This window comes from Limimaricola sp. G21655-S1, from assembly GCF_027213785.1.
Taxonomy (GTDB): domain Bacteria; phylum Pseudomonadota; class Alphaproteobacteria; order Rhodobacterales; family Rhodobacteraceae; genus Limimaricola.
On the sequence record NZ_JAPWGO010000014.1, the window covers coordinates 87437 to 111912 of the forward strand.

At 67.0% G+C, this 24476-nt stretch carries 24 protein-coding genes; 13 read left to right on the forward strand and 11 right to left on the reverse strand.

From position 1 onward, the window contains the following. Nucleotide 1 precedes the first annotated feature (1 nt). The 8 genes from O4G76_RS14220 to O4G76_RS14255 all read left to right on the forward strand — a co-directional run bounded on the left by O4G76_RS14220 (nt 2) and on the right by O4G76_RS14255 (nt 7655). Nucleotides 2–559, forward strand: a complete 558-nt coding sequence (locus O4G76_RS14220; RefSeq protein WP_085894851.1) for an RNA polymerase sigma factor — start codon at nt 2–4, stop codon at nt 557–559. Beyond that, nucleotides 556–2313 carry a sensor histidine kinase gene (locus tag O4G76_RS22045; RefSeq protein WP_269397937.1) on the forward strand — a complete coding sequence of 586 codons (1758 nt, stop codon included), beginning with the start codon at nt 556–558 and terminating at the stop codon, nt 2311–2313. The genes O4G76_RS14220 and O4G76_RS22045 overlap by 4 nt, the downstream gene beginning before the upstream one ends. 11 nt (nt 2314–2324) lie before the next feature. Next, nucleotides 2325–3992: a phospholipase D-like domain-containing protein gene (locus tag O4G76_RS14230; protein ID WP_269397938.1), complete on the forward strand. Its 1668-nt coding sequence runs from the start codon at nt 2325–2327 to the stop codon at nt 3990–3992. Nucleotides 3993–4416: 424 nt separating this feature from the next. Beyond that, nucleotides 4417–5058, forward strand: coding sequence for an ATP-dependent Clp protease proteolytic subunit (locus O4G76_RS14235; RefSeq protein ID WP_085894854.1), 642 nt, complete (start codon nt 4417–4419; stop codon nt 5056–5058). A 148-nt stretch (nt 5059–5206) separates the two neighbouring features. After that, nucleotides 5207–6472, forward strand: a complete 1266-nt coding sequence (gene clpX, locus O4G76_RS14240) for an ATP-dependent Clp protease ATP-binding subunit ClpX (RefSeq protein ID WP_269397939.1) — start codon at nt 5207–5209, stop codon at nt 6470–6472. A gap of 4 nt (nt 6473–6476) precedes the next feature. Beyond that, nucleotides 6477–6851, forward strand: a complete 375-nt coding sequence (locus O4G76_RS14245; RefSeq protein WP_269397940.1) for a RidA family protein — start codon at nt 6477–6479, stop codon at nt 6849–6851. Nucleotides 6852–6918: 67 nt separating this feature from the next. Next, the gene (locus O4G76_RS14250) at nt 6919–7302 is read left to right on the forward strand and encodes an NADH:ubiquinone oxidoreductase subunit NDUFA12 (RefSeq protein WP_085894856.1); all 384 of its coding nucleotides are present in this window, start codon (nt 6919–6921) and stop codon (nt 7300–7302) included. After that, complete coding sequence (locus O4G76_RS14255) at nt 7287–7655, forward strand: DUF2155 domain-containing protein (RefSeq protein WP_373568041.1); 369 nt, start codon at nt 7287–7289, stop codon at nt 7653–7655. The genes O4G76_RS14250 and O4G76_RS14255 overlap by 16 nt, the downstream gene beginning before the upstream one ends. On the opposite strand, the gene aat is transcribed toward O4G76_RS14255, so the two are convergent. The 10 genes from aat to O4G76_RS14305 form a co-directional block, all read right to left on the reverse strand. Next, a complete protein-coding gene (aat, locus tag O4G76_RS14260) occupies nt 7619–8272 on the reverse strand; it encodes a leucyl/phenylalanyl-tRNA--protein transferase (protein WP_269397941.1) in 654 nt (217 codons plus the stop codon). The two genes, O4G76_RS14255 and aat, sit on opposite strands and share 37 nt — an antisense overlap. A 14-nt stretch (nt 8273–8286) precedes the next feature. After that, a complete protein-coding gene (accC, locus tag O4G76_RS14265) occupies nt 8287–9636 on the reverse strand; it encodes an acetyl-CoA carboxylase biotin carboxylase subunit (protein WP_269397942.1) in 1350 nt (449 codons plus the stop codon). A gap of 5 nt (nt 9637–9641) precedes the next feature. After that, nucleotides 9642–10145 carry an acetyl-CoA carboxylase biotin carboxyl carrier protein gene (gene accB / locus O4G76_RS14270; protein ID WP_269397943.1) on the reverse strand — a complete coding sequence of 168 codons (504 nt, stop codon included), beginning with the start codon at nt 10143–10145 and terminating at the stop codon, nt 9642–9644. A gap of 113 nt (nt 10146–10258) precedes the next feature. Then, entirely contained in the window at nt 10259–10717 is a 459-nt protein-coding gene (locus tag O4G76_RS14275; RefSeq protein WP_269397944.1) for a hypothetical protein, read from the reverse strand. A 140-nt stretch (nt 10718–10857) separates the two neighbouring features. Beyond that, complete coding sequence (gene acs / locus O4G76_RS14280; protein WP_269397945.1) at nt 10858–12807, reverse strand: acetate--CoA ligase; 1950 nt, start codon at nt 12805–12807, stop codon at nt 10858–10860. Between the two features lie 29 nt (nt 12808–12836). Then, entirely contained in the window at nt 12837–13592 is a 756-nt protein-coding gene (locus tag O4G76_RS14285; protein ID WP_269397946.1) for an ABC transporter ATP-binding protein, read from the reverse strand. A 60-nt stretch (nt 13593–13652) separates the two neighbouring features. Then, a complete protein-coding gene (locus O4G76_RS14290) occupies nt 13653–14411 on the reverse strand; it encodes an ABC transporter ATP-binding protein (RefSeq protein ID WP_269397947.1) in 759 nt (252 codons plus the stop codon). Between the two features lie 10 nt (nt 14412–14421). Next, nucleotides 14422–15630, reverse strand: a complete 1209-nt coding sequence (locus O4G76_RS14295; RefSeq protein ID WP_085894863.1) for a branched-chain amino acid ABC transporter permease — start codon at nt 15628–15630, stop codon at nt 14422–14424. A 3-nt stretch (nt 15631–15633) separates the two neighbouring features. Continuing rightward, nucleotides 15634–16665, reverse strand: coding sequence for a branched-chain amino acid ABC transporter permease (locus tag O4G76_RS14300; RefSeq protein ID WP_269397948.1), 1032 nt, complete (start codon nt 16663–16665; stop codon nt 15634–15636). Nucleotides 16666–16780: 115 nt separating this feature from the next. After that, entirely contained in the window at nt 16781–18124 is a 1344-nt protein-coding gene (locus O4G76_RS14305; RefSeq protein ID WP_269397949.1) for a substrate-binding protein, read from the reverse strand. Between the two features lie 228 nt (nt 18125–18352). Here O4G76_RS14305 and O4G76_RS14310 point away from each other — a divergent pair, with 228 nt between their 5' ends. The 5 genes from O4G76_RS14310 to O4G76_RS14330 all read left to right on the forward strand — a co-directional run bounded on the left by O4G76_RS14310 (nt 18353) and on the right by O4G76_RS14330 (nt 24005). Next, complete coding sequence (locus O4G76_RS14310) at nt 18353–19678, forward strand: XRE family transcriptional regulator (protein WP_269397950.1); 1326 nt, start codon at nt 18353–18355, stop codon at nt 19676–19678. 78 nt (nt 19679–19756) lie between these two features. Next, complete coding sequence (locus O4G76_RS14315; protein ID WP_085894867.1) at nt 19757–20125, forward strand: response regulator transcription factor; 369 nt, start codon at nt 19757–19759, stop codon at nt 20123–20125. Next, on the forward strand, nt 20106–20378 hold the full coding sequence (locus O4G76_RS14320) for a hypothetical protein (RefSeq protein ID WP_269397951.1): 273 nt from the start codon (nt 20106–20108) through the stop codon (nt 20376–20378). The genes O4G76_RS14315 and O4G76_RS14320 overlap by 20 nt, the downstream gene beginning before the upstream one ends. 1 nt (nt 20379) lies before the next feature. Next, nucleotides 20380–23067: a sensor histidine kinase gene (locus tag O4G76_RS14325; RefSeq protein WP_269397952.1), complete on the forward strand. Its 2688-nt coding sequence runs from the start codon at nt 20380–20382 to the stop codon at nt 23065–23067. Nucleotides 23068–23120: 53 nt separating this feature from the next. Beyond that, nucleotides 23121–24005: a hypothetical protein gene (locus O4G76_RS14330; protein ID WP_269397953.1), complete on the forward strand. Its 885-nt coding sequence runs from the start codon at nt 23121–23123 to the stop codon at nt 24003–24005. A 10-nt stretch (nt 24006–24015) separates the two neighbouring features. Here O4G76_RS14330 and O4G76_RS14335 read toward each other — a convergent pair whose 3' ends face one another. Continuing rightward, a complete protein-coding gene (locus tag O4G76_RS14335; RefSeq protein ID WP_269397954.1) occupies nt 24016–24471 on the reverse strand; it encodes a TIGR01244 family sulfur transferase in 456 nt (151 codons plus the stop codon). Nucleotides 24472–24476: the final 5 nt, after the last annotated feature.

Sequence of the window (24476 nt, forward strand, 5' to 3'; positions counted from 1 at the left end):
AATGAGCCATCAAGATCCGAGAGACGAGCTGGTCGGGCACCTCCCGGCCATGAGGGCCTTCGCGCTGTCGCTGACGCGCAATGGGGCCCAAGCCGACGACCTCGTGCAGGACACGGTGGTCAAGGCGTGGACCAATTTCGACAAGTTCAAACCCGGCACCAATCTGCGGGCCTGGCTGTTTACCATTTTGCGCAACACCTTCTACTCGGGTCGTCGCAAGGCACAGCGCGAGGTGGCGGATGTCGACGGGGTGTTCACCGCGTCGCTGGCCGAAAAGCCCGCGCATGACGGCCGCCTGCAGATGAACGATTTCCTGCGGGCCTTTGCGCAGCTGCCGGACGAACAGCGCGAGGCGCTGGCGCTCGTCGGAGCGTCGGGCTTTTCCTACGAGGAAGCGGCCGGCATGTGCGGCGTGGCGATCGGCACCATCAAGAGCCGTGCCAACCGGGCGCGCGTCCGTCTCGCCGAGCTGCTGGAGCTCGAAGACGAGGACGGGCTGGGAATGACGGATGAGGCAACGATGGCCGTTCTTGCGGCCCATGGTGGGCCTCACTTGTGACCGAAACGACGGGCGAGCGGAACCGGGCGGCGCAGGCCGGCGGCTGGTTCAGCGCGCATGGGCTGGTGCTGCGGGTGGTCGCTTTCCTGACCATCGCGCTGATGCCGATCGGGCTTATCGCTATCTATCAGACCGCCGAGTTCCAGCGCGAAACGCTGCGGCGGTCCGAATTGTCACTGCTCGCGCTCACGGCGCAGGCGGGCGCGCCGGTGGAACAGACCATCGAGCGCGCCTTCGGCGTGGCCGAGGCTTTGGGCGTCGTCATCGACGAGCTCGACGATGCCGAGAGCTGTTCGAGCTATCTCGACCGCTACATCGAGGGGCGCCGTCTCTACGCGATGATCGGCCTGGTCGATGCCGATGGCATCATGCGCTGCTCGTCGCTCGACGCGCCGCTCGACATGCGCGAAACCCGCATCTGGGAACAGATGTCGGTCTCGCCGAACTCCATCGTGACGCTGAACCAGCGCACCGAGATCGCCGACGAGCCGGTGATCAACGTCGCCAGCCCGATCGAGACCGGGAACGGGTTCAAGGGCTATGTCCAGCTCGCGATCCCGCAGCGTCGCATCGCGTCACCGGTCAGCTCGGTTTCGCCCGACCGCAAACCGATCCAGCTCGTCACCTATAACGAGCTGGGCGAAGTGCTGACGGTGCAGAACGCCGGGAAACCGCTCGAGGATCTGCTGCCGGAAGGGTTCGATCTCAGCGAACAGACCGGCTTGCGCGCCACTGCCTCCGCCGCCCGCGCGCCCTCCGGCGAACGACTGGTCTACGCGGTGACGCCGCTGGTGACGGGCGCGGTCTTCGCGCTCGGTATCTGGCCTGCCGCGGAAGGCTTCGCCACGCCCTGGCTGACGAACCTCTTCCCGATCCTGATGTGGGCGGCCAGCCTTCTGGTGGCCTATTACGCGATCCATCGGCTGGTGATCCGCCATGTGCGTCGGCTGGGCCGCTCGATGCGCCGCTTCGGTGCCAACCGGCAGCTGCCGCCGCAGGGAACGGCGGGTGACATGTCGCGCGAGCTGCGCGAGATCGAGGGCGAATTCGTGCAGATGGCCGGCAACATCCTGCAGGACGAAGCCCGGCTCGAGGACCAGCTGCGCGAACGCGGGATCCTGCTCAAGGAGGTACACCATCGCGTCAAGAACAACCTGCAGCTCATCTCCTCGATCATGTCGATGCAGATGCGTCGGACCCAGGATCCTGCCACGCGCGAGATCCTGAGCCGCCTGCAGGACAGGGTGCTGGGCCTCGCCACGATCCACCGGACCCTCTATGAGAGCGAGGATGTCGGCCGGGTCAACGCGGCGCGGCTGCTGCGCGAGATCGTCGCGCAGCAATCCGGCGCCTCCGGCGCACGTCCCGAGATGACCACTCGGCTGGACCTCGAGGATCTGGAACTGTTGCCGGATCAGGCGGTGCCGCTGTCGCTTCTGACCTCCGAGGCGCTCGCCAACGCCATGGCCAACGCCACGCCGGACGCCGAAGGCACGACTTGGGTCTCGGTGTCGCTGCGGCGTGAAAACGGCGGGACCGTGCGGCTGGAGATTTCCAACTCCGCGCCCAGCGCCATGCCCGACCAGAAGACGGCCTCCAAGGGAGCGCGGGCGCAGGGCTTGGGGATGAACCTCATCCAGGCCTTCGCGGCGCAGCTCGGCGGACCTAGCGAGACCTTGCACGAGGCAGGTATATATCGCCTGTCGACCGGGTTTCCGGTGCGCGAAATGCAGTATGATCCGCAGGACTATTAAGGCTGGATGCCATGGATGAGGAGTTGGGCTTTCCGTTGCGCGAGCGGCGCGGCACAGGTCGCACCGATACAGATCGCGGCGAGAACGACCCCTCCCATGCCCGTTGGGCCCGTGCAGCGCTCCCCGATCCGGAGCTGCCCGACGACCCGGATATCCCGCTGCCCCTGATCACCGCCGAACAGGCCTACCCGGTGTTCGAGCGCTGCTTCCTAGAGGCGCGCGACCGGGTGCGCATGTCGTTTCGCGTCTTCGACCCGTTTACCCAGCTGCATTCCGTGTCGGCCCGCAAGGTCGGCGAAATCTGGTTCGACCTCATCGCCCACAAGCTGCGCGAGGGGCTGCGGGTCGAGATCGCGATCACCGATTTCGACCCGATCGCCGTCACCTCGATGCACGCGATGACATGGGATTCGATCCGCGGCCTCATCGCAGCGGGGGAGGCCTCGGGCCATCCTGAGCGGCTGGTGCTGCGACCGGCGATGCATCCGGCGCGGGTCGGCGCGGTGCCGCGCGCTCTGTTGTGGTACAAGACCTGGCGCGAGCTGCATCGCACGGCCTGCCAGCTGAGTGGGCTGCCGCCCGAGGACCGCGCCGAAATGCTGCAGCTGCGGCCCGGGTTGAGGGATCACATCACCGAACGCCGGGGCCGGCTCGTGGCCAAGCCCTGGCCGATCCCGGAACTCTATCTCGCGACCCATCACCAGAAGCTCGCGGTCTTCGACGACAAATGGCTGTATATCGGCGGTCTCGATCTCGACGATCGTCGTTTCGACACGCCGCGCCATGACCGGCCCGCGCAGGAAACCTGGCACGACGTCCAACTGTTGATGGGCGGCGAGGCCGTGGCCGATGCGCATCGGCATCTCGACAGCTATCTGCGGATCAACGCGGGCGCCACGCCAGAGCCTGCGGGCCGGATCCTGCGCACGCTCTCGGCGCATCGTACCCCCTCGGTCCTGCGCATGTCGCCCAAGCGGCAGGTCGAGGAGCTGTTCGACGCGCATCGCGACCTTTTCGCCGGGGGGCGCGACCTGATCTATGTCGAAACCCAGTTCATGCGGGACCGGGACATCGCCCGGTCCCTTGTCCGTGCGGCGCGGGCCAACCCCGATCTCGGCCTTATCATGGTGCTTCCGGCCGCGCCGGAGGATGCAGCCTTTGCCCGCGCGCGGATTGATGCGCGCTACGGCGATTACCTGCAGGCGCGCTGCATCGGCAAGATCCGCCGCGCCTTCGGGGATCGGGCCCTGATCCTGTCACCGGCCGCGCCGCGCCGCGCCGGCCAGAAGGACGTCGGACCACGGGCCCGCATGTGGCGTGCGCCGATCATCTATGTCCACGCCAAGATCGCGATCGCCGATGATGTCGACGCGCTGGTGTCCTCGGCCAATTTGAACGGCCGCTCGATGCATTGGGACACCGAGGCCGGGGTGCGGCTTGCGGGCAGGGCGGCGGTGGAGCCGTTGCGCGACGCCTGCATGCGTCACTGGATGGGCGAGGCCGGGCCGCAGCGACCGGGCGAAAGCGGCCGCGAACTCGTGGCGCGGTGGCGCGGCATGGTGCGGGCCGACAGCGCCCGCGTGCCGGAGCTGCGCGAGGGGCTGCTCCTGCCTTATCCGCTGCGCCCCGCCTGGCGGCTCGGGCGCAACCTGCCAGGGATCCCGGAGGCGATGGTCTGAGCCGCGCCGCGCCGCGGCGCGGCGGAACCGCCGGCCGCACTCCGCGTTGGCCCCGACACGACCAGGAGGACGCCATGACCATCGCAACGATGGTGGCCGCCCTTGCGGGTCTGGTGGTGGTTGCGTTCCTGATCTTCCTGCTTACGGGCGGAGACGACTGATGGAAGGTGGGGAGCACCATGGCCGTTTCGCTGCCGGACGGTCACCCGGTGTCGCCTGTCGCGCCCGTACTGCTTGGGTACGGCAGGCGACCCGGTCCCCCGCCTCGATCTCCAGCCTTCTTTCACCGGTCCAAGGCCCGATGCCGCGCCCGCTGACCCGGCGCTCGCGCCGGGGTGCAGTTGAAACCCCCCGGGCAGACCACTAAGACTCTCGAAGGACAAGATCCGCACGAGACGCAAGCGTTCCCGAAAAGGCAGAGCAGATGCACGATCCCGTTGAGACCTACATGAACCTCGTCCCGATGGTGGTCGAGCAGACCAGCCGCGGCGAGCGCGCCTACGACATCTTCTCGCGCCTGCTGAAAGAGCGCGTGATCTTCGTCAATGGCCCGGTGCATGACGGCATGAGCCAGCTCATCGTCGCGCAGCTTCTGCACCTCGAGGCCGAGAACCCGAAGAAAGAAATCTCGATGTACATCAACAGCCCCGGCGGTGTCGTCACCTCCGGCCTGTCGATCTACGACACCATGCAGTACATCCGGCCCAAGGTCTCGACACTCGTGATCGGCCAGGCTGCCTCGATGGGTTCGCTGCTGCTGACCGCGGGCGAGAAGGGCATGCGCTTCTCGCTGCCCAACTCCCGCGTCATGGTGCACCAGCCCTCGGGCGGCTATCAGGGCCAGGCCACGGACATCATGATCCACGCCGCCGAGACCCAGAAGCTCAAGAACCGGCTCAACGAGATCTACGTCCACCATACCGGCCAGCCGTTGGAAAAGGTCGAGGCGGCGCTCGAGCGCGACAACTTCATGTCGCCCGAGGAGGCGCGCGACTGGGGCCTGATCGACGAGATCCTGACCAGCCGCGATCAGGGCGAGGACAAGACGCCCAACACCGCCGGTTGATCCGGCGGGCGATCACCCCCGTCAAACCGGGGTGATCGCCGATACCGCGCCGGGATTTTGGCGTTGTGGCCGCGAAATGGCTGCCTTATCGTCTGATCAAGGGCAGTCCGAGAGAGATAAAGCAGGGCCGATGGCCCGGGGGTTCGATATGGCAAGCACGTCCGGCGGCGACAGCAAGAACACGCTCTACTGCAGCTTCTGCGGCAAGAGCCAGCACGAGGTGCGCAAGCTCATCGCGGGACCGACCGTGTTCATCTGCGACGAATGCGTCGAGCTGTGCATGGACATCATCCGCGAGGAGACCAAGGGTTCCGGCCTGAAATCCTCCGAAGGGGTGCCGACCCCGCGCGAGATCTGCGACGTGCTCGATGATTACGTGATCGGTCAGATGCATGCCAAGCGCGTGCTCTCGGTCGCGGTTCACAACCACTACAAGCGGCTCAACCACGCGGCCAAGTCCTCGGACATCGAGCTTTCGAAATCCAACATCATGCTGATCGGCCCGACCGGTTGCGGCAAGACGCTGCTGGCGCAGACGCTGGCCCGCATCCTCGACGTGCCCTTCACCATGGCGGACGCCACGACGCTGACCGAGGCCGGCTATGTCGGCGAGGATGTCGAGAACATCATCCTCAAGCTGCTTCAGGCCTCCGAGTACAACGTCGAGCGGGCGCAGCGCGGCATCGTCTATATCGACGAGGTCGACAAGATCACCCGCAAGTCCGACAACCCGTCGATCACCCGCGATGTGTCGGGCGAAGGCGTGCAGCAGGCGCTGCTGAAGATCATGGAAGGCACCGTCGCTTCCGTGCCGCCGCAGGGCGGGCGCAAGCATCCGCAGCAGGAGTTCCTGCAGGTCGACACCACCAACATCCTGTTCATCTGCGGCGGCGCCTTCGCCGGTCTGGACAAGATCATCGCGCAGCGCGGCAAGGGCTCGGCCATGGGCTTCGGCGCCGACGTGCGCGGGCAGGACGACCGCGGCATCGGCGAGATCTTCGGCGATCTCGAGCCCGAGGACCTGCTGAAGTTCGGCCTGATCCCCGAATTCGTCGGTCGTCTGCCGGTGATCGCGACGCTGACCGATCTCGACGAGGAGGCCCTCGTCACGATCCTGACCCAGCCGAAGAACGCGCTGGTCAAGCAGTACCAGCGGCTGTTCGACATCGAGGACACCAAGCTGACCTTCACCGAGGATGCGCTCACCGCGATCGCCCGCAAGGCGATCGAGCGCAAGACCGGCGCGCGTGGCTTGCGCTCGATCATGGAAGGCATCCTGCTCGACACGATGTTCGAACTGCCGAGCCTGTCGAGCGTCACCGAGGTCGTGGTCAACGAAGAGGCGGTGAGCGATGGCAAGCCGCTGATGATCCATGCCGACGGCGCCAAGAAAGAGGCCGCCTCGGCCGGCTGAGGCCGTGCAGCGCTTTACCTCCGGTTCGGAGTTCGAGGGACGGATCGGCTACAGCCGGTCCGTCCTTTGCGATGGGTGGGTCTTCGTTTCCGGCACCACCGGCTACGACTACGCCACGATGACGCTGCCCGACGGTGTCGAGGCGCAGTGCCGACAGGCGCTTGCCAATCTCGAAACGGCGCTGAAGGCTGCGGGCTCCGACATGGGGCATGTGGCGCGCGTCACCTACATGCTGCTCGACCGGAGCGATTTCCCCGCCTGCTGGCCGCTGCTGCGCGCCGCCTGGGGCGATGCGCCACCGGCCGCGACTATGATCGAATGCGGGCTGATGGAGCCCCAGATGCGGATCGAGATCGAGGCCACCGCGCGGGCCCTCTGAGCCGCGCTCACCACTGGACCTCGGTCGCCGTTTGCGGCATGACGGGGCGCAGGACAGGAGACCGGTCATGAGCTTTGGCAGCACCCTCAAGCGCTTCTTCACTTGGTGGAACGGGCAGACCTTCGGCACCCAGCTCTTCACCTGGCGCAATGGCCAGAAGGTGGGCGAGGACCGGCAGGGCAACATCTTCTATCGCACCGCCGACGATTCGAAGCGCTGGGTTATCTTCAACGGCGAAGTCGAAGCGAGCCGTATCGATCCCGAATGGCATGGCTGGCTGCACCGGATCTGGGATCAGCCGCCGACCGAGCGGCCGCTGGTGCACCGCCCTTGGGAAAAGCCGCACGAGCCGAACCATACCGGTACAGAGATGGCCTATGCGCCGAAGGGTTCGATCCGCCGCGCGGCACCGACCGACATGAAGGATTACGACGCGTGGCAGCCCGAGTGATCCGCGCCGCGAGCCTTGCGCTGGCGCTCGTCGCCACGCCGGTGGTCGCGCAGGAGGCCGCCGTGGCCCCCGGTGGCGTGCTGCGCGTGCTCGACAAGATCACCGGTATCGTCACAGATCTCGATCTCGCGGCGGGCGAGACCGGCACGGTGGGGCATCTCTCGATCGAACTGGACGAGTGCCGGTATCCCGCCGACAACCCGGCGGGCGACGCCTACGAGCATCTCGTCGTGCGTTACCAGAAGATCGAGGAGCCGGTGTTCCAGGGCTGGATCATTGCCTCTGCACCCGCGCTCAACGCGATGGATCACCCGCGCTACGACGTCTGGGCGCTGCGCTGCAGAACCTCCTGAGCCGGCGCGGGCGGGCCGGGAGCGATGAAATCGCCCGGTAGCGCCAGCGCTTCGGCCAGCGCCGCCTTGTAGCGGGCGCGCGGGATCTCGACGAAGCCGAGGCTGGCGAGATGCGGGGTCAGGAACTGTGCATCGAACAGGGTGAAACCGCCGAGGCGCAACCGGTCCACCAGCCATGCCATAGCCAGTTTCGACGCATCGGTGCGGCGCGAGAACATGCTTTCGCCGAAAAAGGCGCTGCCCAGCGTGACGCCGTAGATGCCGCCGGTCAGCGCTCCGTCATGGCGTATCTCGACCGAATGGGCAAAGCCCATGCGGTGCAGCGCGGTGTAGAGATCGAAGATCTCGTCGTTGATCCAGGTCTCCGGCCGGTCGGCGCAGCCTTCCAGCACAGCCTGGAAATCACCGTTCACGGCGATCTCGAAGCCACCCCGACGCATCCGCCGGGCAAGACTGCGCGAGAGCCGAAAGCGGTCGAGCGGCAGGACGCCGCGCCGCTGCGGGTCGACCCAGAATATCTCCGGGTCGTCCCGGCTTTCGGCCATGGGAAACACGCCCTGTGCATAGCCGTGCAGCAGCAGTTCCGGCGTCAGCCGAGGCTCGGGCCGCGAGACCATGCGCGGCCCCCGCCTTATCCTTGCAGGGTCTGGTCGAGCCAGCGCTCGAGCCAGTGGATGTTGTAATCCCCCTTGAGGATGTCGGGTTCGCCCAAGAGCGCGTGGTGCAGCGGCACGGTGGTGTCGACGCCATCGACAATCAGCTCGCCCAGCGCCCGGTTGAGACGGGCCAGCGCCTCGGCCCGGTCCTGGCCATGCACGATCAGCTTGGCGATCAGGCTGTCGTAATAGGGCGGGATTCGGTAGCCGTCATAGAGTGCGCTGTCCATCCGGACGCCAAGGCCGCCGGGGGCGTGATACTGCGTGATCCGGCCCGGGCAGGGCGCGAAGTTCGGCAGCTTCTCGGCGTTGATCCGGACCTCGATCGCGTGACCGCGGATCTGCAGATCCTCCTGCGCGAAGGACATCGGCAGCCCGGCGGCAACGCGGATCTGCTCGCGCACGAGATCGACGCCGAAGATCGCCTCGGTCACCGGATGCTCCACCTGCAGGCGGGTGTTCATCTCGATGAAGTAGAACTCGTCATTCTCGAACAGGAACTCGATCGTGCCGGCGCCGGCATAGTTGATCTTCGACACCGCGTCGGCGCAGACCTTGCCGATCCGATCGCGCAGTTCCTGCGTGATGCAGGGGCCGGGGGCCTCCTCGAGCACCTTCTGGTGACGCCGCTGCAGCGAGCAGTCGCGCTCGCCCAGATGCACCGCGCCGCCCTTGCCGTCGCCGAAGACCTGGATCTCGATGTGGCGCGGCGTGGTGAGGTACTTCTCGATATAGACCTCGTCATTGCCGAAGGCGGCCTTGGCCTCGGAGCGCGCGGTCTGGAAGGCGCGCTCGATCTCGGCCTCGGACTTCGCGACCTTCATGCCGCGCCCGCCGCCGCCGGCGGTGGCCTTGATGATCACCGGGTAGCCGATCTCGGCGCCGATCTTCTTGGCCGCCTCGACGGTCGGCACGCCGCCATCCGAGCCCGGCACGCAAGGCACGCCCAGCGCCTTCATCGTGTCCTTGGCGGTGATCTTGTCGCCCATGACCCGGATATGCTCGGCGGTCGGACCGATGAAGGTCAGGCCGTGATCCTCGACCGCCTGCACGAAGGCGGCGTTCTCGGAGAGGAAGCCGTAGCCCGGATGGATCGCCTGGGCGCCGGTGATCTCGCAGGCCGAGAGGATGGCCGGGAAGGAGAGGTAGGACTGGCCCGAGGGGGGCGGGCCGATGCAGATCGCCTCATCGGCCATGCGCACATGCATGGCATCCGAATCGGCGGTGGAGTGCACGGCGACGGACTTGATGCCCATCTCGCGCGCGGCGCGCACGACGCGCAGCGCGATTTCGCCGCGGTTGGCGATGAGGATCTTGTCGAACATGGGGCTCACTCGATGATCATCAGCGGCGCGCCGAACTCGACCGGGCTGCCATCCTCGACGAGGATGCGCTTGACGGTGCCGGAGCGGGGAGCGGGGATCTGGTTCATGGTCTTCATCGCCTCGATGATGAGGACGGTGTCGCCCTCCTTCACCTGCGCGCCCGGCGAAACGAAGGGCGGCGAGCCGGGCTCGGCCTGCAGATAGGCGGTGCCGACCATGGGCGAAGTAACGGCGCCCGGATGGCTCGCGGGGTCGTCGGAGACGGCGGCGGCGGGAGCCGCGGCCGGGCTCGGGGCCGCCGCGGCGGCCATCGGGGCGGGTTGGCTCTGCTGCGCGGGTATGGCGACCTGTTGCACGACTTCGCGGGCGCGGCTGACCCGGACGTTCAGGCTGTCATTCTCGCCGTAATCGCGCTTCACCTGAAGCTCGGTCAGATCGTTCTGGTTCAGCAGTTCCGCCAGCGCGCGGATGAAGCTGACATCGCTGTCGTGGCTGGTCTTGTCGCTCATAGCTCTGGGCCCCTCGTATCACGCCCGTCCGGGCTGCAGTTCCGGGGGCTTATACGCCGGTTCGAAGGGCGAGGAAAGCAGCCCCCGACCGAGGGGCGCAATGCGGTGCCGCGTCAGGCGTCGCCGGTGCCGGGGTCCGTGGGGATCGGTTCGATGGGATCGTCGCCGCGAAGCGGTATCAGAGGCGCCGGGGCCAGATCGATGGCTATCGGCACGAGGGCCGTCTCGGGTAGCGGGGCGGGCGCCGGTTCTGAAATTCGGGAATCCGCCTTCGCTTCGAGGGCAGCCCTCGCTTCGCGGAGTTCCTCCTGGCGGGCGCTGTCGGGCAGCATGGCGACGCCCCATGGTTTGAGCGCCCGCTCGGGCGAATATTCCTTGATCGAGGTGGACGGCGACATGAGCCCCGCTCGCACGAGACCGAAGCGACTCTGATCCGGCGGGCGCGGGGCAACGAAATCCGTGCGCTCGGAGGCGGTCACGGGCGGCAGGTCAGGTCGCGGTCGCGCCGCGGAGGCCGGCTCGAGTCGTGACTGCGCGATATCCCCGGTCGCCAGCCAGGACATCGGCGGCATCTGTCTGACAAGATCCATCTCATGCTCCCGAATCAGAAGCCCCACGAGGCGATGATCCCGGCAGATTATGGAAAAAGGATGAAGCCCCCGGGTTTCGCTGCGGGCCAGCGCAAAACCGGCCAGCAGCGCGTGATACAGGCTCAGCCGCGGTTCATGCGGTTCTGGATCAGATCCTCGACGACTTGCGGTTCGGCCAGCGTCGAGGTGTCGCCAAGGCTGCCGTAATCGTTCTCGGCGATCTTGCGCAGGATGCGGCGCATGATCTTGCCCGAGCGGGTCTTGGGGAGGCCGGGCGCCCACTGGATGCAATCGGGCTTGGCGATCGGGCCGATCTCCTGACGGACCCAATCCTCGAGTTCCTTGCGCAGCGCGTCGCTCGCCTCGACTCCCTCCATCAGCGTCACATAGGCATAGATGCCCTGACCCTTCACCTCGTGCGGATAGCCGACGACGGCGGCCTCGGAGACCGCCTTGTGCGCGACCAGTGCGCTCTCGACCTCGGCGGTGCCCATGCGGTGGCCGGAGACGTTGATCACGTCGTCGACGCGACCGGTGATCCAGTAATAGCCGTCGGCGTCGCGGCGGCAGCCGTCACCGGAGAAGTAGTAGCCCGGATATTGCGAGAAATAGGTCTGCTCGAACCGGTCGTGATCGCCCCAGATGGTGCGCATCTGCCCGGGCCAGCTGTCGGCAATGGCGAGCACACCCTCGGCCTCGGTCTCCTCGATCACGGCGCCCGATTGCGGGTCGAGCACCACCGGTTTGACCCCGAAGAAGGGCAGGGTGGCGGAGCCCGGCTTGGTCGCGATGGCGCCGGGCAGAGAGGTGATCATGTGGCCGCCGGTCTCGGTCTGCCACCAAGTGTCGACGATCGGCACCTTACCCTTGCCGATGACCCGGTCGTACCACTCCCAGGCCTCCGGATTGATCGGCTCGCCCACCGTGCCCAGCACCTTGAGCGAGGACAGATCGCGGCCCTCGGCCCAATGCTCGCCCTTGCCCATCAGGGCCCGGATCGCGGTGGGGGCGGTGTAGAACTGGTTCACCTTGTGCTTCTCGCAGACCTCCCAGAAGCGCGAAGCGTCGGGATAGGTCGGCACGCCTTCGAACATCAGTGTGGTCGCGCCATTGGCGAGCGGCCCGTAAACGATGTAGCTGTGCCCGGTGACCCAGCCGACATCGGCGGTGCACCAGAACACGTCGCCGTCATGGTAATCGAAGACGTAATGATGCGTCATCGCGGCATAGGCGAGATAGCCGCCGGTCGTGTGCACCACGCCCTTGGGCTGTCCGGTGGAGCCGGAGGTGTATAGGATGAAGAGCGGATCCTCCGCGCCCATCTCCTCCGCCGGGCAGTCCTCGGAGACGCCGTCCTCCATCTCGTGCAGCCAGTGGTCGCGGCCCTCGACCATCTCGACCGCGCCGCCGGTGCGCTTGACCACCAGCATCTGCGTGCCTTCGGGGCACTTCTCGAAAGCCTTGTCGGCATTGGTCTTGAGCGGGGTGTTGCGGCCCCCGCGCGGGGCCTCGTCGGCGGTGATTACAACCTTGGCGTCGCAGCCCGTCACCCGCGCCGAGAGCGCGTCCGGCGAGAAGCCCGCGAAGACCACGGAGTGGATCGCGCCGATCCGGGCGCAGGCCAGCATCGCGTAGGCCGCCTGCGGGATCATCGGCATGTAGATGACGACGCGGTCGCCTTTTCCGACGCCCATCTTCTTCAGCACATTGGCGAATTTGCCGACATGGGTATGCAACTGCTGATAGGTGATGTGCTGCGCTTCGGCCTGCGGGTCGTCGGGTTCCCAGATGATCGCGGTCTGGGCGCCGCGGGTCGCGAGGTGCCGGTCGATGCAATTCGCCGCGACGTTGAGCGCGCCATCTTCGAACCACTCGATCGAAACCCGGCCCAGCTCGAAATTGGTGTTCTTCACCTTGGAAAACGGCTTGATCCAGTCCAGCCGCTTGCCCTGTTCGGCCCAGAACCCTTCGGGGTCCTGCATTGATTGCGCGTACATGCGATCATAGCCGGCGCGGTCGAGATGGGCGCGGGCGCGGGTCTCATCGCTCGGCTCGTGAAGCTGCGGTGTCATGAGCGGATCCTTCATTCTCTCCCTCGTGCTCAGATCGCGAGATAGCGCTGCCTGAGCGCCTCGTCCTCGAGCACCTCCTGTGCCGATCCGTCATAGACCACGGAGCCGGTGTCAAGGATCACGGCCCGATCCGCGAGCTTGAGCGCGGCCACGGCGTTCTGCTCGACGATGATGGTGGTGATCCCCTGATCGCGGATGATGTTCAGCGTCTTGGCGATCTCCTGCACGATCACCGGTGCGAGCCCTTCATAGGGCTCGTCGAGCAGCAGCACCTTGATGTCGCGTGCCAACGCGCGGGCGATGGCCAGCATCTGCTGCTCGCCGCCCGAGAGGGTGACGCCTTCCTGCCGGCGGCGCTCCTTGAGCCGCGGGAACAGGCCGTAGATCCGTTCCAGCGACCAGCCGACGGGCGGCGCGATCTGTGCGAGCTGCAGGTTCTCCTCGACCGTGAGACCGGGGATGATGCGCCGGTCCTCGGGGACCAGGGCGATGCCATTGGCCGCCGCCTCGTGCGACCTCATCTTGTGCAGCGGCTTGTGGTCGAGCCAGATCTCGCCATGCCTGAGCGCCGGGTTGTCGAGCCGGGCGATGGTCCTGAGCGTCGAGGTCTTGCCGGCGCCATTGCGGCCCAGAAGCGCCAGGATCTCGCCCTCGTGGATGTCGAAGCTCACGCCCTGGACGATGTAGCTCTCGCCGTAATAGGCTTGGATGTCCCAGATCGAGAGGAATTTGGGGTGGGTCGCGGCGCTGCTGCGATCGCGGTCGAAAGTCGCTGTCTCGTTCATGTCGTTCTCCCGCAAAACTCTTCGAAGAGTTTTGCAATTTCCTTCGAAGGAAATTGCGCCTCAGACCTGCGCTTCGCCCAGATAGGCTTCGCGCACCTTGGGGTGGCCCTTGATGTTCTCTGGCGTTTCCTCGACCAGCGGCGTGCCCTGTGCGAGCACGGTGATCCGCTCGGCGAGTGAGAACACCACGTGCATGTCGTGCTCGATGATGCACATGGTGATGTCGCGCTTGGCCTTGATCTCCTTCAATAGGTCGATGGTGTTGTTGGTGTCGGCCCGCGCCATCCCCGCGGTCGGCTCGTCGAGCAGCAGGAGCTTGGGCGCCTGCACAAGGCACATCGCCATTTCCAGCCGTCGCTTGTCCCCGCGCGACAGGCTCGAGGCGGTCATGTGCCGCTTGTCGAGCATGTCGACGTCCTCGAGCATCGCCTCGGCCTGTTCGCGGATGTCCGCCTCCTTGCGCACCGTCTCGTAGGCGTGCAGCCGAAACGCGCCGTCGCGCCGCGCGAAGCAGGGGATCATCACGTTCTCCAGAACGCTGAGATCGCCGAAGATCTCGGGCGTCTGGAAGACCCTGGAAATGCCCATCTGGTTGATCTCGTGCGGCTTGCGGCCGAGCACCGACTTGCCGTCGAACATCACGCTGCCCGAGTCCGGGATCAGCTTGCCGACGAGGCAGTTGAGCAGCGTCGACTTGCCGGCCCCGTTCGGGCCGATGATCGCGTGGACCGAGTTCTCCTTGACCGAGAGGTTGACGTCTCCCAGCGCCTGCAGCCCGCCGAAGCGCTTGTTGACGCCCTTTACTTCGAGAATGCCCATATCGGCCTCCTTATTCCGCGGCGGCGCGCTGACGCGCGGCGTCGGATTCCACGTGGCCGGCGTTGCGGTCGCGGCGGCGGAACAGCCGCCCCGTCCGCTGCGCCCCCTCGACCAAGCCGCCCGGCAGGAAGATCACGACCAGCATGAACATGATGCCCAGCGTCAGGTGCCAGCCCTTGCCGATGAAGGGATGGATGAGTGTCACCATGACGTTCTCCAGCCCGTCGGGCATGAAGGCGAACCACTGGTGCAGGATGCCGTCGTTGATCTTCGAGAAGATGTTCTCGAAATACTTGATGAAGCCCGCGCCGAGCACCGGCCCGATCAGCGTGCCGGCGCCGCCCAGGATGGTCATCAGCACCACCTCTCCGCTCGCCGTCCACTGCATCCGATCGGCACCGGCGAGCGGGTCCATCGCCGCCAGGAGCCCACCGGCGAGACCGGCATACATGCCCGAGATCACGAAGGCCGCCAGCGTGTAGGGGCGGGTGTTGAGGCCGGTGTAGTTCATCCGCTGCTGGTTCGATTTCACCGCGCGCAGCATCATCCCGAAGGGCGAGCGGAAAATTCGGACCGAGAGGTAGAAAGCCAGAAGCATCAGCGCCGCGCAGACATAGTAGCCGACGGAGAAATCCCAGCTCCAGGGCCCGACGAAGAGCGTCGTGCTGTCGCGCATCTCGGCGCCGAACAGGGAGGTGACGGGCAGGCCACCGTTCGAGGGGCCGTCGAGGATGCGCGGATCGTTCAGGCTGATCTGCAGCCCCGTCTCGCCATTGGTCACCGGCGTCAGCACCGAGTAGGCGAGGTTATAGCTCATCTGCGCGAAGGCCAGCGTCAGGATCGAGAAGTAGATACCCGAGCGGCGCAAGCTGACGAAGCCGATCACCAGTGCGAACAGGCCGGCCATGACGATCGACAGGAGGATCGCCGGGATCACATTCATGCTCAGCAGCTTGAACATCCATACCGCCGAATAGGAGCCGATCCCGAGGAAGGCCGCGTGGCCGAAGGAGAGGTAGCCGGTGAGGCCGAACAGGATGTTGAAGCCGATCGCGAAGATCCCGAAGATCACGAAGCGCTGCATCAGGTCGGGATAGCCCGCGTTGAACTGCGCCAGCGCCGATCCGGCGGGAAACGGATTCAGGATGATCGGCGCGAACAGGGTGATGAAGGCCACCGCCAGCATCAGGTAGGTATCTTTGCGCTCCAATCCGAGCATGGCTTAGTCCTCCATCACGCCACGGCGGCCCATCAGGCCGCGGGGGCGGGTCAGCAGAATGACGATGGCGACGAGGTAGATGATGATCTGGTCGATGCCGGGCAGCAGCGACTTGACCTCGTTCATCGAGGCGAAGCTCTGCAGGATGCCGAGCAGGAACCCGGCCAGCACCGCGCCGGGCAACGATCCCATGCCGCCGACCACGACGACCACGAAGCTCAGCACCAGGAAATCCATGCCCATGTGGTAATTCGGGCTGAGGATCGGCGTGTACATCACCCCCGCGAGACCCGCGACCGCAGCCGCGAGGCCGAACATCAGCGTGAAGCGGCGGTCGATGTCGATGCCCAAGAGCCCGACCGTCTCGCGGTCGGCCATGCCGGCGCGCACCACCATGCCGAATGTGGTGAATTGCAGGAAGGCGAAGACGGCGGCGATGATGGTGCCGGCAAAGAAGAAATAGACCAGTCGCCAGTAGGGATAGATGATCGTGAACGGGTCGAAGCCGAGCCAGACGCCGATGTCCAGGCTGCCGCGAAAGGTGCTGGGCGCGGGCGTCGGGATCGGGTTGGCGCCATAGAAATACTTGATGATTTCCTGCAGCACGATGGCGAGGCCGAAGGTGACGAGGATCTGGTCGGCATGCGGGCGCTTGTAGAAATGCTTGATCAGGCCGCGCTCCATCGCGAAGCCGACAAGGATCATCACCGGGATGGCCAGCAGGATCGCCAGGGGCACCGCCCAGTCGACGATGGCGGCGCCGATCTCGGGGCCGAACCAGTTTTCCACATAAGGGGTCTGCACTTTCAGCGGATTGCCGAGGAAGTCGGTGCGTTCGGGGTCGATGGTGGTGACGCTGATCGTCAGGATCTTCTGCAGCGTCACGGCGCAAAAGGCGCCGATCATGAACAGCGCGCCATGCGCGAAGTTCACCACGCCGAGCGTGCCGAAGATCAGCGTCAGACCGAGCGCGATCAGCGCGTAGGCCGAGCCCTTGTCGAGCCCGTTCAGGATCTGGATGAGTATGGCGTCCATGGTCCCCGTCCATATGTGAGGATGGTCAAGCCGCCCCCAGTCGCGCACCGGTCAGGGGCACGCGTCGGGAGGGACCGGCCGCGCGCCGCGCGGCCGGTGGTGTCGAAGGGAGGCCTCAGGCCCCCGGGTTGCACTCGCCCAGCGCACCGCCCGCGAACATCGGGTGGTCGTGCGGGTAGGTGACCTGTTCGGTCGGCGTGACCTCGACGATCTCCACGAGGTGGAACTCGTCCTGCGGGGTCTCGGCGCCCTTCACCACGACCACGTCCTTGAAGCATTGGTGATCGTCGGCGCGGTACAGCGTCGGGCCGTTGCCAAGCCCGTCGAACTCGTAGCCCTCCAGCGCCTCGACCACCGCGCAAGGGTTGAAGTCGCCGGCCCGCGCCACGGCATCGGCATAGAGCAGCGTCTGCACGTAGCAGGTATGGGCGGCCTGGCTCGGCGGGAAGCCGTATTTCTCGCCGAAGCTCTTCACGAAGGCCTGTGTGCCGGCATCCTCCAGTTTCCAGTCCCAGTTCTGCGAGCCGGGGATGCCCTTGATCGCCTGGCCGGCGCCGCGTGCCATCAGTTCTGAGTAGAGCGGCACCACGATCTGGAAATCCTTGCCGTTTGCCTGACGGTCGCGCAGGCCGAACTGCACGGCCTGAGTCAGCGAGTTCACCATGTCGCCGCCGTAGTGATTGAGCACCAGCACGTCCGCGCCCGAGTTCAGCACTGGCGCGATGTAGGAGGAGAAATCGCCGGCACCGAGCGGCGTGCGCACCTTCTCGGCGGTCTGCCAGCCCATTGCCTCTGTCGCCGCGGCGATCGATTCCTCCTGGGTCCAGCCCCAGGTGTAGTCGGCGGTCAGGTGGTAGGCCTTGCGGTCGGTGCCGTAGAGACCCTGCAGCACCGGGGCCAGCGCCTGCGCCGACATGTAGGCGTTGAAGAAGTGCCGGAAGCCGTTGGCCTTGCGGTCCTTGCCGGTGGTATCGTTCGAATGGGTGAGGCCGGCCATGAAGATGACGCCGGCTTCCTGGCACAGGCCCTGTACCGCGATCGCCGTGCCCGAGGACGAGCCACCGGTAATCATCACCGCGCCGTCCTTCTGGATCATCGACTGCGCCGTGGCGCGGGCGACGTCGGACTTGGTCTGGTCGTCGCCGGTAACGTATTCGACCTTCTTGCCGAGGATGCCGGTGCCGTCGAGCGCCTGGCTCGAGAAGGTCTGCAGCATGCCGCCATCGCCGCCGCCATTGAGGTGCTCGACCGCGAGTTCGAGGGCGCGCAACTCGTCGGCGCCCTCGTCGGCATAGGCGCCGGTCAGCGGGACGTTGAAGCCGAGCGTGACGCTCGACCCGGTCGGTTCGTTGGTGAAGGCCGATGCGCTCGAGGTGAAGATCGTCGGCAAGGCCAGGCCGGCGCCACCCACCGCGCCGGTCTTCAGCAGCCCGCGCCGCGAGAAGTTCTGTCGTCTCATGTAGTCTCCTCCCTGAAGTTCCGGTCGACGCGGCCGGGACCTCCTCCGCCCCCGCGCGTCGCCACACCTATCAGTGCAGCCCGAGTATCGGGGCGAAACTGAAAACGAGGCAACAAATCCTTGGAGATAGGGGGTTTTTCTGTAAATTGATCGACATGAAAGTGCAAAAGGCTGTAAATTCCTTTTCTCGCGAACGCAGCAAGTCCTTGATCGGGCTAGGCTCTTGTTATGGCTGAACCATCCTCGCGCCGCACTCTGGCAGGCGGGCGGATCCGGGCCCGGCGGCTCGATGCCGGGCTGGCGCAGGCCGAACTCGCGCGGCAGGTCGGGATCTCGCCTTCATATCTCAACCTGATCGAGCATGACCGGCGGCGGATCGGCGGGCGGCTTCTCAATGCCTTGGCCCGGGCGCTCGATCTCGAACCGGCGCAGATCGCCGAAGGCGCGGGGGGCGCGCGTGTCGAGCGGCTCGGCGCGGCGGCCCTGGCGCGCGGGCGTCCGACGTCGGATGCCGAGGCTTTTGCGAGCCGCTTTCCGGACTGGGCGGCCCTGGTCGAGACGCAAGCCGAGATGATCGAAACGCTCAAGGCGCAGGTCGCGGGCCTGAGCGATCGGCTGGCGCATGATCCGGAGCTTTCGGCCTCGCTGCATCAGGTCATCACCGCCGCCACGGCGATCCGCTCGACCGCCTCGATCCTCGCGGGGAACGAGGCCCTCGACCGCGACTGGCAGGCGCGGTTCCACCGCAACATCCATGCCGAGAGCCTGCGGCTCGCTGAAAGCAGTCGCAGATTAGCCGGCTATCTGGAAGCGCCGGGCGAGGGTGACGGGGCAGGCGTCGCGGCGCTCTCGCCGCTCGACCAGGTCGAAGCGGCGCTCGACCGGCTCGGGCATCACCTCCCGGCGCTCGAAGGCCCCGACCCCGCGATGAGCCCGGAAGAGGTGGCGAAGGGTGTGCCCGGACTAGACGAGGCGGCGCAGGATATCCTCACCGTCTGGCTGAGAACCTACCGCGCCGATGCGGCTGCGCTGCCGGTCGAGATCGTGGCGCGGGGCTGGCGCGAGACGCCGGAGCCGCTGGCGCTCGCGTCGCGGCTGGGCTGCGCCTTGCCGCGATTGTTGCGCCGCCTCGCCGCGCTGCCGCCGGGGGCCGGGCCGGCACGGGCCGGACTCGTCATCAGCGACGCTGGCGGCGCGCTGGGGCCGCGCCGTGCGCTCGACGGGCTGACCTTGCAGCGCGGCGCCGTGGCCTGCCCGCTCTGGCCGATATACGAGTCGCTGTCCCAGCCGGGTCGGCCCTTGCGCGCCTTGGCGATGATGCCCGGGGAAACGGCCTCGGCCGCCCTGTGCTATGCGGTCTCCACGATCGAGGTTGGCCCGGATTGGATGACGCCGCCGCGTATGGTGGCGGTGATGCTGATGCTGCCCTCGGACACGGCTCCTGCGGAGACCACGCGCCGTGCCGTCGGTCCCGGCTGCAGCCTGTGCCCGCGTGACAACTGTCCGGCGCGCCGCGAGCCGTCGCTTCTGCCGACACCGTCGCGCATGCTTTGACACCGCCACGCCGGGTGACGATAGTATCCTCGCGGCCGCGCCCCGGGGGAGAGGCGTGGCCCGGGGGAGGGGTCGTTCATGGCCAGACGTGTCCTGCTGATCGAGGACGAACCGAACATCATCGAGGCCGTGAGCTTCATCCTGTCGCGCGACGGCTGGACCGTGCACACCCATTCCGACGGCGCCAGCGCCGCGGAGCGGGTTCGCGCCCATCCTCCCGATCTCGTGATCCTCGACGCGATGCTGCCCGGACGTTCGGGCTATGACATCCTGCAGGAGCTGCGCGATGCAGAGGAAACGCGCGGCATTCCGGTGATGATGCTCACCGCGCGCGGTCAGGCCCGCGACCGCGAACTGGCGCTCAGCCTCGGCGCCACGCATTTTATGACCAAGCCCTTCTCGAACGCCGAGGTTCTCGACCGGGTCCGTGCCCTTGCCGGGGGGTGAGGACACGCGCCCCGGGCGGCGGCCGATCTTTCTCGCTCGCGCCTCCTATCGCCGTCGAAGGCTGCGCGACGCGGCGTTGCTGGCGCCGCTCGCGGCGGGCTTTCTCTGGGCCCTGCCGCTCCTGTGGCCACGCGGCGATACGCCGGCCTCGCGGGTGCTCGTCTATCTCTTCGCGACATGGGCGCTGAGCGTTCTGATCGCGGTGCTGCTGGCGCGCGCGCTGCGCCGCGCCGCCCGCGCCGAGGAGAGCTGAGATGCTCGGCTTCAACGGGCTGGTCGGGATCGCGCTGCTCTACGTGGCCTTCCTGTTCGGCGTCGCCTTTGCCGCCGAGCGCCGTGCCGCGCAGGGCCGAGATGGCTGGCTGCGAAGCCCCTGGATCTACACGCTGTCGCTGTCGATCTACTGCACTGCCTGGACCTTCTACGGTGCGGTCGGCTACGCCGCGCGCTCCGGCCTCGAATACCTGACCATCTATCTCGGCCCGAGCCTCGTGATGCTCGGTTGGTGGTGGCTCCTGCGCAAGCTGGTGCGGGTCGGCCGGGCGCAGCGGATCACCTCGATCGCCGACCTGATCTCCTCGCGCTTCGGCAAGTCGACGCTGCTGGGCGTCATCGTCACCTTGCTCGCGGTGGTCGGTGTCACCCCCTATATCGCGCTGCAGCTGCAATCCATCGCCCAGTCGCTCGATGTCTTCGCCGGACCCGGCGACACGGCAGGCGATGGCGGTTCGGTGGCCCTTTGGTCGGCCATCGGGCTGGCCTTGTTCACCATCCTCTTCGGCACCCGCAATCTCGATGCAAACGAACGCCACCACGGCATCGTCATGGCGATCGCGGTCGAGGCGGTCGTCAAGATCGGCGCCTTGCTCGCGGTGGGTATCTTCGTGGTCTGGGATTTGGGCGGCGGCCCTTCGGCGATGCTGGCGCGGATCGATGCCTCGCCCATCGCCGCCTGGGAGCAGTCGGGCGGGCGATGGGTCGGCTTCACCTTGCTTTCGGCGGCCGCGCTGCTCTGCCTGCCGCGCATGTTTCAGGTGCTGGTCGTCGAGAACGCCGATGAATCGCATCTGGGTACGGCGAGCTGGGCTTTTCCGCTCTATCTGCTGTTGATGAGCCTTTTCGTGGTGCCGATCGCCGTGATGGGGCTCGAGCGTCTGCCCGACGGTTCAAATCCGGACATGTTCGTGTTGACGCTGCCCTTGGCCGAGGGGCGCGACGGGCTGGCGGCCTGGGCCTTTCTCGGCGGCTTTTCCTCGGCCGCCTCCATGGTGATGGTGGCGACCATCGCCCTGGCGACCATGGTATCTAACCACATCGTCGTGCCGCTCTGGCTGCATGCGCGGGCCCAAGGCGCGGTGATGTCCGGCGATGTGCGCGGCATGGTGCTGATCTCGCGCAGGCTGTCGATCCTCGGCGTGCTGGGGCTGGGCTATCTCTATTTCCGGCTCTCGGGCGGCGGTGCCGCCCTGGCGTCGATCGGTCTGGTGGCCTTCGTCGGCGTGGTGCAGGTGCTTCCGGCGATGCTCGGCGGGCTGTTCTGGCGCGGCGCCACCCGCAACGGGGCGGCGGCGGGGCTCGTGATCGGCTTCGCGGTCTGGCTCTGGAGCATGTTCCTGCCCAGCGTCGGCGACGGCACGGCGATCCCGGCCGCCGTGATGACGCAGGGGCCATTCGGGCTGGCCTGGCTGCGGCCGCAGGCGCTGTTCGGGTCCGAAGGGCTCGACCCGGTTCTGCACGCGGCTTTGTGGTCGCTGGTGCTCAACAGCATGGCCTTCGTGGCGGTATCGCTGGCGAGCTTTCCGGGCCCGGTGGAGCGGCTGCAGGGCGCGCAGTTCGTCGGCGTGTTCGACCATTCCGGCGGGCCCGGCGGATGGGCTCGCGGCGCCGCGGATGCCGAAACCCTGCTGGTCATGGCGCAGCGCATTCTCGGATCCGCCGAGGCGCAGGCGATCTTCGCGCGCGCCGCTGCGGCGCAGGGGCGTGACGGTGCCCTGCCGGACGTAACGCCCGAATTCATCCGTGCGCTCGAGCGCGAGCTTGCCGGCTCGGTCGGCGCGGCGACGGCCCATGCGATGATCGGCCAGATGACCGAAGGCGCGAGCGTGACGGTCGAGGAGCTGATCGCCGTGGCCGACGAAACCGCACAGATCATGGAATATTCCGGTCGCCTCGAACAGAAGTCGGCCGAGCTGGAACGCACCGCCATGGCGCTGCGCGAGGCCAATGCCAACCTCACCGCGCTCTCGGTGCAGAAGGACGGCTTCCTGAGCCAGGTCAGCCACGAGTTGCGGACGCCGATGACCTCGATCCGCGCCTTTGCCGAGATCCTGCGGGAGGGCGGGCTTGCCCCCGACGAGCAGGCGCGGTTCGCGGCGATCATCGGCGACGAGGCGGGGCGGCTCACGCGGCTGCTCGACGATCTGCTCGATCTCGCGGTACTGGAGGCGGGGCAGGGGCGGCTCGATATGCGCCGGGTGGTGCTGTCAGAGGTGCTGGATCGGGCATTGGCCGCCGCCTTGCCCGATCCCGGCGGGCTGCGGCTTCTTCGCGATCGTGCCACCGAGGCCGTGGAGATCGAGACCGACCCGGACCGGCTGGCTCAGGTCTTCATCAACCTGATCGCCAATGCTCGCAAATATTGCGATGCGGCAGAGCCCGAACTGCGTATCGTCTGGCGGCCCGAACCGGGCGCCGTCGATTTCATCGACAACGGCTCCGGCATTCCGGCCGAGCAGGGGCGGGTGATCTTCGAAAAGTTTTCGCGGTTGAGCGACCCTGGCCGCGCCGGTGGCGCCGGGCTTGGCTTGGCGATCTGTCGCGAGATCATGACGCGCCTGGGCGGCGCGGTGCGGCATTTACCGGGGTCCGAGGGCACGACATTTCGGGTCGAGCTGCCCCGAAACGCCGCGGCATTAGCGATCGATCAACCGGTCGCGGTGTAGATCTGCGCCTGGTGGCGGTTCGTTTCGCTGCTGCCGCAAAACGGGATGACCGCATGATGTTGGAGAGCGTGTTGCGCAGGTTGGTGGGCGGCGAAACCGGCACCGCGTCGTCTTCTGCTTCCGAGGGTGCACTGGGACTGGCGCTGGCGCGCGCGGCGCAGGACAGCATCGGCCTGCCGCTCGTCGCGCTTGGCGTCGCGCGCGGGTCCGAGGAGCGCGCGCAACTCGTGGCCGGGCTCGATGCGACGGAATTGCTGATCGGATTGGGGCCACCGGGGGCGATTACCGGATTGGCCGTGATCGAGCCGCAACTGCGCTGTGCCGTGGTCGAGAGCCAGACCCTCGGGGCGCCCCGCCCCAGCACGGTCACGCCCGGTCCCGTCACCGGCACGGAGGCAGCGATGATGGCGCCATTGCTGCAAGGGCTATTGGGTCGTCTGGCAGCGCTCGACATGCCGAGTTTGCCGCCGATGCGCGACCTACGACCCGGCCAGCGGTTGCCGGATGCCCGGGCGGCGGGGCTGATCCTGCCGGAGGCGCGCTACGAGCGACTGAGTTTCGAGATGGAGATCGGTCCGGGAAGCGGTCGCGTCGGACGTCTCCTGATGGCGCTGTCGGAACCTGCCAAGGCCGCCGATGATACCGGGGCCGAGCGGTGGCGGAGGGCCCTGAGAGACAGCGTCTTGCAGGCCCCGGCCGAGCTTGAAGCGGTGCTACACCGATGGCGTGTCTCCGCGCGGGAAGCGGAGGGTTTCGCTCCGGGCGATCTCGTGATGCTGCCGGGCGTGGACCTGTCCGCGGTGCGGCTCGAAGACGCCCGGGGGCGCGAAATCGCCAAGGTGAGGCTGGGGCAGCGGGCAGGGTTGCGGGCGGTGCGCCTCGCCCCGCCGGAGCCTCAGGAAGATCTGCCGGAGATCCCGCCGCGGCTGCCGGGATGACCGGAAGAGCTCACTCTTCGGGTGCGGCGTCGTCTTCGCCCTCGTCCTCGCGCAGGGCTTCGAGCTGCGGGCGCAGCCGCTCGAGGTCATATCCGGCCTTGGCCGTGGCGGCGATGATCTCGTCGGTTTCCTGCCGTCCGACCTGGCCCAAGGACCAGACGATCGAGGAGCGGGTGCCGGAGGCGCAATAGGCCAGGACCGGGCCGTCGGAGCTATCGAGCACCTGCATCTGCCGGTCGATGATCTCGCGATTCAGCCCCTGGTGAGTCACCGGGTTCGTGGCAAAGCGCAGGCCGGCCGCCTCGGCGGCGATGCGCAGCGTCTCGGCCTGCAACTCGGCGGGCACCTCTTCATCCGGACGGTTGCAAAGCACCGTGGCAAAGCCGGCCTCGGCGATGGCGGGAATGTCCTCCGGCTCGATCTGCGGGCTGACGGCGTAGTCGGGGCTGATGCGGCGTATATCCATGGCGG

Coding starts and splice junctions, on each gene's coding strand:
- O4G76_RS14315 (WP_085894867.1), top strand. CDS start 19,757: ATGGCCAGACGTGTCCTGCTGATCGAGGACGAACCGAACATCATCGAG.
- O4G76_RS14295 (WP_085894863.1), bottom strand. CDS start 15,630: ATGCTCGGATTGGAGCGCAAAGATACCTACCTGATGCTGGCGGTGGCC.
- O4G76_RS14220 (WP_085894851.1), top strand. CDS start 2: ATGAGCCATCAAGATCCGAGAGACGAGCTGGTCGGGCACCTCCCGGCC.
- O4G76_RS14290 (WP_269397947.1), bottom strand. CDS start 14,411: ATGGGCATTCTCGAAGTAAAGGGCGTCAACAAGCGCTTCGGCGGGCTG.
- O4G76_RS14275 (WP_269397944.1), bottom strand. CDS start 10,717: ATGCCGCCGATGTCCTGGCTGGCGACCGGGGATATCGCGCAGTCACGA.
- aat (WP_269397941.1), bottom strand. CDS start 8,272: ATGGTCTCGCGGCCCGAGCCTCGGCTGACGCCGGAACTGCTGCTGCAC.
- O4G76_RS14300 (WP_269397948.1), bottom strand. CDS start 16,665: ATGGACGCCATACTCATCCAGATCCTGAACGGGCTCGACAAGGGCTCG.
- O4G76_RS14310 (WP_269397950.1), top strand. CDS start 18,353: ATGGCTGAACCATCCTCGCGCCGCACTCTGGCAGGCGGGCGGATCCGG.
- O4G76_RS14250 (WP_085894856.1), top strand. CDS start 6,919: ATGAGCTTTGGCAGCACCCTCAAGCGCTTCTTCACTTGGTGGAACGGG.
- clpX (WP_269397939.1), top strand. CDS start 5,207: ATGGCAAGCACGTCCGGCGGCGACAGCAAGAACACGCTCTACTGCAGC.
- accB (WP_269397943.1), bottom strand. CDS start 10,145: ATGAGCGACAAGACCAGCCACGACAGCGATGTCAGCTTCATCCGCGCG.
- O4G76_RS14325 (WP_269397952.1), top strand. CDS start 20,380: ATGCTCGGCTTCAACGGGCTGGTCGGGATCGCGCTGCTCTACGTGGCC.
- O4G76_RS14230 (WP_269397938.1), top strand. CDS start 2,325: ATGGATGAGGAGTTGGGCTTTCCGTTGCGCGAGCGGCGCGGCACAGGT.
- O4G76_RS14335 (WP_269397954.1), bottom strand. CDS start 24,471: ATGGATATACGCCGCATCAGCCCCGACTACGCCGTCAGCCCGCAGATC.
- accC (WP_269397942.1), bottom strand. CDS start 9,636: ATGTTCGACAAGATCCTCATCGCCAACCGCGGCGAAATCGCGCTGCGC.
- O4G76_RS14330 (WP_269397953.1), top strand. CDS start 23,121: ATGATGTTGGAGAGCGTGTTGCGCAGGTTGGTGGGCGGCGAAACCGGC.
- O4G76_RS14235 (WP_085894854.1), top strand. CDS start 4,417: ATGCACGATCCCGTTGAGACCTACATGAACCTCGTCCCGATGGTGGTC.
- O4G76_RS14305 (WP_269397949.1), bottom strand. CDS start 18,124: ATGAGACGACAGAACTTCTCGCGGCGCGGGCTGCTGAAGACCGGCGCG.
- O4G76_RS14285 (WP_269397946.1), bottom strand. CDS start 13,592: ATGAACGAGACAGCGACTTTCGACCGCGATCGCAGCAGCGCCGCGACC.
- acs (WP_269397945.1), bottom strand. CDS start 12,807: ATGACACCGCAGCTTCACGAGCCGAGCGATGAGACCCGCGCCCGCGCC.